Below are 12,643 nucleotides of genomic sequence, written 5' to 3' on the forward strand. Positions count from 1 at the left end.
TTGACCGTCGATGAAATGACAGTTGCGCCGCAATCCGATCAAGCCCAAACCTACCAACGCTGAGCGCGCCCATCGCGCCCGGCCGCCCACGTTTTCCTGGTGGCGCGGCTAAGACCGGTCCGATTGCCCACATGCGCGACACAGGCGATGCTGTCGGGATTTGAGGGAATCCTTGCATGGGTCTGCTGATCATCGCGATATGCGTCACCGTCGCCATATTCTTCGTATTGTGACCGGCGCCGATCGACGCGGCTCGTGCGCGTTCCATGACAGAAGGGGGGCCTTGTCCGCGATGTCCAATCGAATTCGCAAGCTGGCGATCGCCGCCGCCGGCTGCATGCTGGCGGCTGCGGCCGGTGCCGCTGATACGGCGCGCTGGCCTGGCGCGTCGGGCGGTGAGCCGCGCGTCGGCGTGCAGGTCAAGATCCAGTCGTTGACGCGCGACGATGCGCGCAACATTCGCGACACCGGCTTCGCGTTCGTCCGCTTCGGCGCGTGGGCCGAACGTCTGGATCAGGCGGCTTATCGGGCGCAACTCGACGAGGCGTTCGCGGCCGCACGTTCCGCGGGCCTGCCGGTGCTGTTGACCGTGCGCGCGCTGGGTCCGCTCGTGCCGGCGCACGACGCGAAAACGAAGACGGACGCGCTCGCGCTCGCGGGCCGCCGGATGGCCGATGCGATCGCGGCGCTGGCCGCGCGGCATCGGCACGACCTGATCGCCGTCGAACTCTGGAACGAACCCGACCTCGCGCGCTACTGGCCGACCGGCGATGTCGCGCGGACCTTTCCACCATTCGCCGTAGCCTTGTGCCGCGCGCTGGCCGACGCGGCGCCGGGCGTGCCGGTCGTCGGCTTCGGGTTCGCGCGCGCGCCGCTGCCGGGCAGCGTGCCGGACCGCTTGCTGGCGGGCGTGCATGCGGCCGCACCGGGCTGTCTGGACGCTGTGTCGTACCACGCGTACGGGATGACGCCCGCGCAGATTCGCACGGCCGCGCGCGACATCGACACGCGCTATGGGCTGCCGGCCATCGTGACCGAAGTCGGCGCGGCGTCGACGGGCGGCGATGGCGAGCAGCGGCAGGCGCATCGCCTGCGCGCGCTGCTCGATGCGCGCGGCGAACTGCATACGCCGCTGATTTCGGTTTACGAGTGGGCCGATACCGCAAGCGCCGGCGACGCGGCGCAACGCGCCTACGGCGTCGTGCATGCGGACCGGTCGCCGAAGCCGGCGCTCGACGCATTGCGTGCCGCGCTGCGCACGGCGCCGCTTCCCCGGTAATCAGGGCGACCTCGGTCCCGTGCGGACCAACCACAGCGCGACGGCCAGCAGCGCGACGCTCGACAGGTGCCGCAGGTAGCTGCCGAGATCGGGCTCGAACAGCATCGACACCGCGACATGGCCGAGCACCACGCAAGCCAGCAACTCGCCGTCGCGTGCGGGTGCGATCGCGTGGCCGTCGATGCGCCGCACCGGCAGGCGGCGCCACGCGGCGCAGAGAAACAGCGCGATCAGCGCCTGCATCGCCCAGCCCTTCGGATCGAACGAGAAAAACACCGGCAGGTTGAGCCGGACGACCGAATACGCGTAATTGCCGACGAAATGCACGAAGGAATCGGGCGGCAGCGGATTGTAGAAACTCGTGCGCGCGCCGAACGGCGACGAATAGACGAGATAGTCGACCGCGAGGTCGCGCGGTTGCTGGAGCAGCGTATAAACGCCGTTCGGCAGCGCGACCAGCACCGCGACGAGCAGCAGCGCGCCGGCCACCCTCGGCAGCATGGACACGCGCCGGAATACCCACGCCGCGAACGCGATCGCGAGAATCAGCGCGAAGTAGCTGCGGATCGTCGCCGCGTAGGCGAGATACAGCACGGCAACGATCAGCATCCGCCGCGCCGTGCCGCGCAGGCGCGCGACGGCGAGCACGGCGATCGACATCGCGGCGACGATCGTATCCTTGCTCGCGACGAACAGGTTGAAGAACAGGCACGGCGCGATCAGCGCGAGATAGATGACGAGCCCGCCGAGCCGGCGCGTCTCGCGCAGCGCGATCCAGATCGTCGCGACGCCGAGCGCGACGACGAACACGGCGGTGCCCGCGCTGCCGAGCGCCTGGTACAGCTTGCCGACCGCGTCGAACGACGAGCCGTCGTAGGTCGAGCTGCCGCCGATCTGGGTCTGGATCTTGTCCGCATCGCGGAAGATGAATTCCGGCAGCAGCGCGCGTGCATTCGCGTAGACGCCCACGTACAGCAACGCGACGAGCGCCGCGATCGCGTCGCGCAGGCCGGGACTCAGCAGCGGCCCGCTGCGGATCGCGCTTCGGATGACGTTACGCAGCATGGCCGGCTCGAGTGCGCTTGCCGCGCACGGCGGGCAGGCGCGACGTGACGATCCACGCGAGCCACGCCGTTACCGCGATGCTCGCAACCAGATGGGCGCAGGCCGCGCCGAGCTCATGTTCGCTTTGGACCAGTGCGATCGACATCGGCACGCATGCAACCGTCAGCGCGGCGATCACGCATGCGACCGTGCGCCCCGCACGCAGCGCGACTGCCGCCGCCCACAGCACGTCGGCGGCAGCACGCAGGACGAACGACGGCAGCAGGATCAGCAGGAGCACGGTCGACCGCGCATCGTCGCCGCCGTGCGCAAGCCGGAAGAGCCACGGGTGGGCGAGCGCGATCGCGAGCGCGGTGGCGCCGGTCAGCAGGAGCGACGCACGCAGGGCCCGTGCGAGCTCGGCGCGGAACGCGGGCGCGGCCGCGTGCACGCTGTCGAGCACGCGCACGACGCGTGGCGCGGCGACGGCGACGACGGTCGCCGACGCGACCGTCTGGATCGCATTGGCGATCGACCAGACGAACACATAGTGGCCGAGCGCGTTCGCATCGAGCTGCGCGGACGCGACGAAGCGCTCGAGATACTGCAACACCGACAGCAGCAGCAGCGCGACGAAAAACGGCACACCGTCGCGCCACACCGGGGCGAGCCGCACGCGCGTCGCCGACAGCGCGGGCATGGCCGGCAAGCGGCGCGCGGCGCCGGCGATCAGGATCCAGCCGATCGCCACGACCAGCACGTCGGCGGCGATCCAGATCGCGAACAGATCCTCGACCGACGCGATCGCGCGCAGCGTCAGCGCGCCGATCGCGACGCCGGCCCATGCACCCGTGCGGACGAACAGCAGCCAGGATGCGGCGCGCGCGCGATGCAGCGAGAACAGCCACGTATTGACTTCGAGCGCGGCATGCTCGGCGCACGCCACGAGCGCGACGAGCAGGAGCGGGACGTCGCGCAGCGCGCCGGGCGCGGCGATCGGCAGCGTGGCCACGCCGCAGAGTAACGCGTAGACCCCGGCGTACAGCACGGACAGGCGCACGCAGGTCCGCACCGCGTCGTGCGGATCGGGGCCGGCCAGCCGGCGGTTGATCTCGGTGCTGAAGCCGAGCCCCAGCACCTTCGACGCGACGACCGACATCGCGAGCGCGAAACCGTAAGCGGCCACCGCATCGAAGCCGAGCGTGCGCGCGACGACGATCGTCAGCATGAACTTCAGCCCGAGCGCGCCGACGCGCAGCGTGAGGCGCAACCATGCGGCGCTCATCGCGTTGCCTCGCGGTCGAGCGCATCGCGCAGTGCGGCGACGATCTTTCCGCGTTCGCGCGCGAGACGGGCGAGCCCGGCGTCGGCCTGCATCCAGAAGCGGCTCAGTGCATGGGGCGCGAGCAGCGTGTCGCACACCGCGCCCGCGTCGAAATCGGCCGCGTTCGCGACCCAGTGGCCGACGCCGAGATCCGCGTACGCGCCGAAACCCTTGCGCTCGTAGCTCAGGTGGTACGCGGGCACGCCGTGCAGGATCGCTTCGAGCGCACCGTGCAGACGCACCGACACGACCGCGTCGGGGGTGTCGTCGGCGAGCACGTCCTTCAGCGTGCGCGTGGCGTCGAATCCGCGTTCACGGTAGTACGCGGCGTCGTCGTTGCCGCGACCGGTGCTCTGCACCGCGAACGTGATGCGGCAGAGCGTACCGAGCCGCTCGATCAGCGCGTCGGTCGCCGCGAGATAGCGCGCGCGTTGCGCGTCGCTCCACGCCGGCGGGCGTCGCAGCACGAATGCGACGTGGGCGGGCGTCGACGCGGCTGCATGCGTGCGCATCCGCAGGTCGTTCGCCCGGTGCGCGAGTTCGAGCACCGCGAGATCGGGGGCGCGGCGCGTGTTCGCATTGGCGGCGAGCAGCTCGGCCGAGCGGTCGTCGCGCACGAACACGGCGTCGAAGCCCGCGAGCAGCGACGTCAGGTGCGCGGCGAGCACCGGACTGCCGGCAGCCGGCCCGATGCTCTGCGGCAGATAGACGGCCGGCTTGCCCGCCGCGCGGGCCGCGCGCATCTGCACGAGATGCCCGGCCTCGAGCTTGAGCGCTTCGACCGCGTTGCGCGCGCGCAGATAGCCGCCGCCGACGCCGACGATCAGGTCCGCACGACGCAGCAGCGCACGCAGCCCGGCGAGCGCCGGGTTCGCGCCGACGGGCAGCGCGGCCATCGCCGCGCCGATCAGGCGGCCGGCGCCGCCGGCCGCGAGCACCGGCGCCGGATGCACGTCCGGGTAGCCGGGGAACGACGCGGGATCGGCCGCGACGATCGAGACCTGCGTGTCGGGGCCGAACGCCTCGCGCAGCAGTGCGACCGACAGGTCGACGAGCAGTCCGTCGCCGGAGTTGCGTGCGCTGTAGGCGTGCAGCAGCACGACGTGAACGGAGCGTTTCATCATGCGTGTTCCTGGAGAAGCGCGCGATAGACGGCGAGCGTGCGGTCGACCATCGCGTCGGCCGAGAAATGCGGGGACGCTTGCGCGCAGCGATCGCGCATCATGCGGAATGCGGCCGGGTGCTCGACCAGCCGGCTGACCGCCGCGGCGAACACGGTCGGATCGTCGTCGTTCGGCACGGTAAGGCCGACGTGGTGCGCGGCGATCAGTTCGGCCGCGCCCGCGACCTGGGTCGCGACCATCGGCACATGCGCGGCGACGGCTTCGAGGCAGACGTACGGAAAGCCTTCGTAGCGGCTCGGCAGCGCGAGCAGGTCGAATGCGGCGAAGTAGCGGCGCGCGTCGTCGACGCGGCCCGCGACGTACAGGTTCAGCGGCAGGTCGCGCGCCTCGTCGCCCGCCGCGCGGGCGAAATCGCCGGACCCGATCGCGACGACCTGCACGCGGCGGCCGTGGCGCCGGTCCAGCGCGCGTGCAATGCGCACGAGGCGGTCGACGCCCTTCTGATGATCGAAACGGCCGACGAAGCCGACGACGAACGTGTCGTCGGCGAGCCCGAGCGCGATGCGCGCGGCTTGGCTCGCGAGCAGCCGCGGCGGCGTGACGCCGTTCTCGACGACGCGAATCCGTTGGTGCGCAATGCCGAGTGCTTGCAGGTGATCGGCCTCGTCCTGCGACACCGCGATCACCGCGTCCGAGCAGGCATTGCCGAGCACGCGCTCGATGCCGCCGTAGAACGCGCGCTTCGCAGGCGACAGCGCCGGGTTCAGCGTATAGACCGCGTGCGGCGTGTAGACCTGCTTCCACGGCCCGCGACACAGCCGCGCGAGCGCGCCGGCTTTCGAGCTGTGGCTGTGCACGATGTCGGGCCGCAGCTTGCGCAGCAACCGCCGCAACGCCAGTGCGCCGCGCAGGTCGTGCAGGCCGACCGCGCGTTGCAGCGGCAGCCGGTGGAACGCGTGACATTGCGCGGCGGCGGCGGACAGCATGGTTTCGTCGAAGCGTTCGCCGAGCGGGGCGATCAGATGAATCTCGACGCCCGGGCGTGTCCGCAGGCCTGCGATCAGGTCGTTCAGGTGCACGGCGACGCCGCCGCCGGCTGCTTCGACGACCAGCGCGATGCGCGTCGGCCGTGCGGCGCGGGCTGCGGGCGCGGCCAGGTTCGATGTGGGGCGGGCGGCCGTGTGCGTGGCGGGCGGCGGGGCAAGTTCGATGTCGGTCATGCGGACCTCCGGAGCAGGCGTTGAAGGGCCGCGCGCAGACGGGCCGGATACGTGCAGCGCGTCCCGCACGTGTAGCGATAGGCCTCGTAGCGATAGCTGCCGTATTTCGAGCCGAACGCGGACGCGCCCGAGCGCGGATCGAGGCCGTTCAGCACCACGCCCAGCGAGCCGGCGGGCCGTTGCGGCAGCCGTCGCGCGGACTCGACCAGTTCGCCGGCGCGGGTCGACCCCGCGCGGGCGACGAGCAGGGTCGCGTCCGCGTGCGTGTCGAGCCAGGTCGCGTCGGCGACCGCGAGCAGCGGCGCGGCATCGACGATCACGAGGTCGTAGCGCTCGCGCAGCGACGCGAGCCGCGCGCCGGTGCCGGCGTGCTGCAGCAGCGCGATCGGCGCGGCCGGCAGTTCGCCGGTCGGCAGGAAGTCGAGGTTCGGCGCGACGCCGCGGCGGACGACGTCGTCCGCGCGGGCGCGACCGTCGAGCAGTTCCGCGAAACCGGCGCCGCGTTCGAGGCCGAAGTACTGATGCAGATAGCCCTTGCGCAGGTCGCCGTCGATCAGCAGCACGCGCTGGCCGTTCGCCGCATGCACGGCTGCGAGGTTGACCGACACGAACGACTTGCCGGTGCCGGGCGCGGGTCCGGTGACCAGCACGAGCGGATGCGGGACGTCGGCCAGCGAGAAGTGCAGCGCGGTCTGCAGGCTGCGCAGCCCTTCGATCGCGGGTTCGTCCGGATCGTCGTAGGCCAGCACGTGCAACCCCGCGTCGCGCCGTTCGACCGCGCGGATCAGGCGGCGCTGGCGCGCGGCGGCGGGCAGTACCGCGCGCACCGGCAGCGACGTGTGGCGTTCGATCTCGTCGACGGCCGTGAGGCCGCCGTACAGGAACTCGCGCGCGAACGCGGCGAGCATGCCGAGCGCGAGGCCGGCCAGCGCGGCCGCCGCGATCACGACCGGCCGGTTCGGCCGGACGGGATCGGCCGGTGCGACGGCCGCGTCGACCACGCGGACGCTGGCCGTGCGGCCGGCCTGCACGAGTTCGAGCTGCTGGATGTTGTTCAGCAGCGCGGTGTACAGGTCGGTGTTGACCTTCACGTCGAGCTGCGCGCGCACTTCCTCGGCCTGCTGCGCGGGCAGGTGCGCGATGCGGCTGTCGAGTGCGCCTTGCTGGCGCCTGAGCGTCGCGAGCTGCGCGTCGAGCGCGGCCATGTCGGGGTGGGTGGGCAGGAAGCGGCGCGAAAGTTCGTCGCGCTTCTGCCGCAGTTCGAGGGCGCGCGTCTGCAGGTCCGCGCCTTGCTGGAGCGCGAGCTTGCCTTCCTCGGCGAGATCGACCGAGCCGGTGCGGCTGCGCAGCGACGCGTAATGCGTTTCCGCCCGTTCGAGCTGCTGCTTCACGATCGGCAACTGTCCGTTCAGGAACGTCAGCGACTGCGCCGCTTCGGCGGAACGGCGCGCGATGTTCTGCTCGACGTAGCGGTTCGCCACCGCGTTCAGCGTCGCGCTGAGGTCGGCCGGGTCGTCGCCGCGCAGCGACGCGACCAGCACGCCCGACTGCTTGACCTTCTCCTGCACGTCGAGCGCGGTGCGCAGCGTGTCGATCGTTTCCGCGCGCGAATGCCGGACCAGCCTGAAGCGGGTGCCGGGCAGCGCGTCGAAACCGGTGATCTCGATCTGCAGCGGGCCGTAGCGCGTCGCGAAGGTTTCCGCGCGGCCGACGCGGCCGACGGCGTCGGCCGTCAGGTCGGCGCCGGTCAGCCGGTAGCGCGTGGCGTCGAGCCGCACGACGTGGAACGTGTCGCCTTCGGCGCGCGTCGGCACGTCGAAGCGCGCGACGTCCACGCGCTCCTGGCCCCATGCATAGCCGCCGAAGCCGAGCAGGCCGGGCGACACCGCGCCGTCGTTGAAACGCGCGACGAACGCGCCGATCACGGGCACGCGCGACGGTTTCGCGACGATGTAGGCGCGCAGGTCTTCCACCGCGCGCGTGACGACGAGCCGCGACGACAGGATCTGCGCTTCGGCTGACGCGGGCGAGCCGACGTTGAAGAACGACGCGGCGTCGCCGAGCAGGTTCTTCGATGCGGCGTCGCTCGCATCGTCGGCCTGGATCATCAGGTCGGCCTGATAGGTGGGCGGCGCGACGAACGCATAGAGCGCGCCGGCGGCGACGCAGGCCGCGACGATCGACGCGACGGTCCAGCGCGCATGGCGCAGGACGTCGAGCACGCGGACCAGGTCGATCTCGCGTTCGGAGGAAGAGGGCGTGTTCATGACCGGGAGACGGAAACGGGGTGGGCCGGCCAGCGCGCGGCGAGGCGCGGCAGCCAGCCGGCAACGGCGAGATCGATCAGCGCCGCGCAACGGATGAAATCCGCGCGCGTGCCGCGATACGGATCGGGGATGTCGAGCCCGGGACGCGCGTCGTCCGACGCACGCGCGTATTCGCCGAGCCGGAACACGCGCCCGCGCAGGAACGGGTGGCGCGCCTCGAGCACGCGGCGTTGGCCGTCGTCCATCGCGAGAATCAGGTCGGCGCGCGTGCACAGCGCGGTCGTCACGGGGCGGGCGGCGTGGGTGTCGAGCGTCAGGCCGCGCGCTTCGGCCATGTCACACGCGAGCGGGTCGGCCGGGCGGCGCGGCGGCGGTGCGAGGCCGGCGGATTCCACGTCGGCCTGCGGCAACCGCGCCGCGAGCAGCGCGGCCGCGAGCGGGCTGCGGCAGAGGTTGCCTTCGCATACGACGAGCAGGAACGGGCGCGCGCTCATTTCGCGGCGATCCCGGCGGCGACGCCCGTGTTGACGCTCGGCAGCAGCAGGCTCAGCACGCGGCTGAAGCGGACGAGCCCGTTGCCGTCGACGTAGACGATGTCCTTCGGCTCCAGTTCGAACTGGTTCGCAAGCACCATCGCGACCGGCGAGCGCGCGTCGAGATGGAAGATCGTCGGCGCGCGGCTGTGCGCGCCGCGGATCACGAACATCTGCGCGGCGTCGGCCGTGTTCGAGTTGATGCTGCCGGCCTGCAGCAGCGCGTCGCTGAGCGTCAGGCGGCCGTTGCGCTTCGGCAGCGCGAGCATGGGCCGGTTCACTTCGCCCATCACGTAGACGCCGTTGTCGTCGCGCGCATTGACGCGCAGCAGGTCGCCGTCGCGCAGCACGATGCCGGACGGATCGGTGCGCCGTTCGAGCAGGCCGGTCAGGCTGATGCGAACCGGTATGCCGCCGCGTACGATCGTCACGTCGCTCTGGTCGGCGGCGGGCGTGAAGCCGCCCGCGCGGGCGATCGCGCTGGCGAGCGTCATCGGCACGTCGTTGACGGGCTGCGCACCGGGCGTGTGGACTTCGCCGTCGATGTAGACCTGCTGCGAACGGAACGACGCGACGCGCAGCGTCACCTGCGGATCGCGGTAGACCGACGCCAGGGCGCGCCGCACGCTCGCCTGTGCCTCGGCGGCCGTCGAACCGGCCACCTTCAGCGTGCCCGCATACGGAAACGTCAGGTTGCCGCGATCGTCGACGACGAAACCCGCGACGGGATCGGCGGCGCGAGACGGCGTCTGCGGCGTGCCGCCCTGCGCGGCCGCGAGTTCCGGATGATCCCAGACGGTGATCTGCAGCACGTCGCCCGGGCCGATCCGGTAGGCCGGTGCGCGCGCGCCGGCGAGCGCCGCCAGCGACGCGGCCGCCGCTTCGTGCGCCGCATGCTGGCGCGCGATCAGCGCCGGGTCGATCGTGACGACGGGCGGCATCGCGCCGGAGGCAGCGCCCGGCGGTTGCGGCGCGGCGGGCGCACCGCCGGAGCCGTCGCGGGTTTCGCGTGGGCCGTCGGCGGAGGCGGGCGCGGGGTGCGGGTCGTCCGCCAGCCAGCCGAGATACGACGGGCTCATCTTCATGCCGGGCGCCAGCGCGCATCCGGACAGCCACACGCAGGCCGTCAGGGCGAGCATGGGCGCGGCAAGGCGGCGTACGGCCGCCGGTACGATCGGATTGGTCATGGGTTCCTTCCAGGAGCGCCGCGCAGCGCGGCCGTGGCGTCGGCACTGCGCCGCAGTCACATCAATCGGCGGCCGCGATGCCGCCCCGGGCGGCGTGGCCGCTCAGTACGCATTGGGATGCACGATCCCCTTGAGCACCGTCGCCGCGATGATTCGCAGGTCGAGTGCGAACGACCAGTTGCGCAGGTAGTACAGGTCGTAATCGACGCGCGACTGCATGCTTTCGACCCGCTCGGTCGCGCCGCGCAATCCGTTCACCTGCGCCCAGCCGGTAATGCCGGGCTTGATCCGGTAGCGATGGATGTAGCCGTCGACCAGCGTGCGGTACTGCGCGTCGTGTTCCACCGCATGCGGGCGCGGGCCGACCACCGACATGTCGCCGAACAGCACGTTGATGAACTGCGGCAGCTCGTCGAGGCTCGTGCGGCGCAGGAACGCGCCGACCTTCGTCACGCGCGGGTCGTTGCGCGTCGCCTGCACGACGGTGCCGGGCGATTCGGCATGCGCGCGCATCGTGCGGAACTTGTAGATGTCGAACGTGCCGCCGTCGCTGCCGCGCCGTTTCTGCGTGAACAGCACCGGGCCCGGCGAACTCAGCTTGATCGCGGCGGCGATCGCGAGCAGCAACGGCATCAGCAGAATCAACACCACCGCCGCGAACGCACGATCGAAGATCGCCTTGGTCCACCGGGCGCCGCGGGACAGCGGCGGTGCGGCCAGCGAGATCGCCGGCTCGCCGAGAATCTCGTCGATGCGGCTGCCGAACAGCGCGTGCTTGCTGACATCGGGCATCAGGCGCAATTCGACGAAATCGTTGCGGAACTCGTCGATCACGGGCTCGACCGCGTCGTCCTCGATCGCGAGCGCGATCCAGACTTCTTCCGCCTGTGCACGCCGCACGCAGGCGGAGAACGACGGCAGCGTGTCCAGAATGCGTGCGTCGCCGTCGAGCTCCGGCATGTCGCCCGAGGTCAGGTATGCGCCGACGAGTCGATACTGCGGCGCGGCATTCGCCCGCAGCGTGGCGGCCAGGCGCTCGATGCGCGCACCGTCGCCGACGATCGCGACGCGGCACGGCGCGACCGTCGCGCGCAGGCTGCGCCGCCGCGCGACGCTCAGGGCGATGCGGAACACCACGAGCGCGATCGCGACGCCGATCGTCCAGTCGAAGAACCAGTGCAGCAACACGGCCGTGAGCGTCGTCAGCGCGATCATCTTCACGAACACGAAGCCCTGCACGACCAACCACAGCGCGAGCGAGCGCAATGCGGCGCGTGTGGCAGGCAGGCGCCGGCCGTCCATGCCGGCGCCGGTGAGGCGAAGCAGGAACGCCGCGAGCAGCGCGCTGACGCCGACCAGGATCGATTCGACGCGGATCGATGCGAGATCGCGGAACGAACCGGTATGCGCCCAGGCCGCGATCGCGACGATCGCGGCGACGTCTACCGCGCACACGGTGATTTCGCTGCCTGTGGGCTGCCTGCCATTCATGTTTCTCTTCCCTTCCAACCTGATCCGCTAGGCGCGATGGGGCGCCGTCTCGTCTGCCCGGTCACGGGACGCTGCTCGGCGGGCCAACTGCCGACGTATCCGGAGAGGAAGACGAGTCTAGGTGCCGTCTTGTCCCGAAACCATGGGACATGTACGAAAAATCGAGCTGTTCGTGACCGGGAATCACCGGCGCGCGCCCGATGTAAAGCGGTTTTCGCCCATGGCGTCTGATCGATGCGGAAGGTGATCGACGATAAATCGATACGCACTCCGTACAAAAAAAATCGATTCGAGAACGAAAAAACGACGACGCCAATCGCAACGAAATTCGCATTACTTGCCGGGTGACGGCGTGTTAGGTCCTGTTCACATTCTCACCAGCGGTCCAAAGGCGCAAGCAAGCACCGCGAAGGCGAGATAGTTACCGGCGAGCTTGTCGTAACGAGTGGAGACACGACGAAAATGTTTGATGCGATTGAAGAAGCGTTCGACGATGTTCCGAGTTCGATACAGCACGCGGCTGTACCGACGTTTGGTCTTTCGATTCGAACGCGGCGGGATAACGGCCTTCGCGCGCGTAGCGCGGATGGTGTTCACGAAGGCGTCCGAGTCGTAACCTTTGTCAGCAATCACGGCGCCCGTGCGCAGATGCTCGACCAATTCGTGCGCACACGAAATGTCCGAGACCTGTCCTTGCGTGACAATCATTCGCAGCGGCCGCCCGGCTTCATCAACGGCCAGATGCAACTTGGTCGTCAATCCTCCTCGTGAGCGGCCGAGCGCTTGCGGGCCGCTTTTTTCGGGCGCCTGCCGAATGCTGGTGTGCTCGCACGATGGTCGAGTCGATCAGCACGCGTTTGATTTCCGTCTCGTCGGATACCGCATGTGCCACGCGTTCCCACACGCCTTTGCGACGCCACCGGGAGAAGCGCATGTACACCGTATGCCATCGGCCGAATTCCTTCGGCAAGTCGCGCCACGGACAACCCGTGCGGCCGATCCAGAGAACGGCCTCGACAAACCACCGATTGTCGGCTGCCGTTCGCCCCGGGTCGCCTTCCTTGCCTGGCAGGACATACTCGATTCGTGCCCATACCTCGTCGCTCAGTAATGTTCGGACCATCTTGCCTTGATCGTGCAAAAAACAAGATGTAAACACATTTCATCGAATGTA

At 70.1% G+C, this 12,643-nt stretch carries 9 protein-coding genes and 1 pseudogene; 1 reads left to right on the forward strand and 9 read right to left on the reverse strand.

The annotated features are described in order from the left end of the window. Nucleotides 1-292 precede the first annotated feature (292 nt). On the forward strand, nucleotides 293-1,279 hold the full coding sequence (locus tag VXM69_RS02805; protein WP_175027259.1) for a beta-xylosidase: 987 nt from the start codon (nucleotides 293-295) through the stop codon (nucleotides 1,277-1,279). On the opposite strand, the gene VXM69_RS02810 is transcribed toward VXM69_RS02805, so the two are convergent. The 9 genes and pseudogenes from VXM69_RS02810 to VXM69_RS02850 form a co-directional block, all read right to left on the reverse strand. Further along, nucleotides 1,280-2,344: a hypothetical protein gene (locus tag VXM69_RS02810; RefSeq protein WP_367188954.1), complete on the reverse strand. Its 1,065-nt coding sequence runs from the start codon at nucleotides 2,342-2,344 to the stop codon at nucleotides 1,280-1,282. Continuing rightward, on the reverse strand, nucleotides 2,334-3,608 hold the full coding sequence (locus tag VXM69_RS02815; RefSeq protein WP_301741266.1) for an oligosaccharide flippase family protein: 1,275 nt from the start codon (nucleotides 3,606-3,608) through the stop codon (nucleotides 2,334-2,336). The genes VXM69_RS02810 and VXM69_RS02815 overlap by 11 nt, the downstream gene beginning before the upstream one ends. After that, nucleotides 3,605-4,771, reverse strand: a complete 1,167-nt coding sequence (locus VXM69_RS02820) for a polysaccharide pyruvyl transferase family protein (RefSeq protein WP_367188955.1) — start codon at nucleotides 4,769-4,771, stop codon at nucleotides 3,605-3,607. The genes VXM69_RS02815 and VXM69_RS02820 overlap by 4 nt, the downstream gene beginning before the upstream one ends. Continuing rightward, nucleotides 4,768-5,991 (reverse strand): glycosyltransferase family 4 protein, encoded by a 1,224-nt coding sequence (locus VXM69_RS02825; protein WP_049028272.1) that lies wholly within the window; start codon nucleotides 5,989-5,991, stop codon nucleotides 4,768-4,770. The genes VXM69_RS02820 and VXM69_RS02825 overlap by 4 nt, the downstream gene beginning before the upstream one ends. Next, a complete protein-coding gene (locus VXM69_RS02830) occupies nucleotides 5,988-8,258 on the reverse strand; it encodes a polysaccharide biosynthesis tyrosine autokinase (protein ID WP_367188956.1) in 2,271 nt (756 codons plus the stop codon). Before VXM69_RS02830 ends, VXM69_RS02825 begins: the two co-directional genes overlap by 4 nt. Continuing rightward, nucleotides 8,255-8,752, reverse strand: a complete 498-nt coding sequence (locus VXM69_RS02835) for a protein-tyrosine-phosphatase (RefSeq protein ID WP_034189637.1) — start codon at nucleotides 8,750-8,752, stop codon at nucleotides 8,255-8,257. The genes VXM69_RS02830 and VXM69_RS02835 overlap by 4 nt, the downstream gene beginning before the upstream one ends. Next, entirely contained in the window at nucleotides 8,749-9,978 is a 1,230-nt protein-coding gene (locus VXM69_RS02840) for a polysaccharide biosynthesis/export family protein (protein ID WP_367188957.1), read from the reverse strand. The genes VXM69_RS02835 and VXM69_RS02840 overlap by 4 nt, the downstream gene beginning before the upstream one ends. 102 nt (nucleotides 9,979-10,080) lie before the next feature. Further along, entirely contained in the window at nucleotides 10,081-11,469 is a 1,389-nt protein-coding gene (locus tag VXM69_RS02845) for an undecaprenyl-phosphate glucose phosphotransferase (protein ID WP_034189636.1), read from the reverse strand. A gap of 366 nt (nucleotides 11,470-11,835) precedes the next feature. Continuing rightward, a pseudogene (locus VXM69_RS02850) lies at nucleotides 11,836-12,592 on the reverse strand (IS5 family transposase). Between the last annotated feature and the right edge of the window lie 51 nt (nucleotides 12,593-12,643).

This window comes from Burkholderia sp. Ed8, from assembly GCF_040761425.1.
GTDB classification, from domain to species: domain Bacteria; phylum Pseudomonadota; class Gammaproteobacteria; order Burkholderiales; family Burkholderiaceae; genus Burkholderia; species Burkholderia seminalis.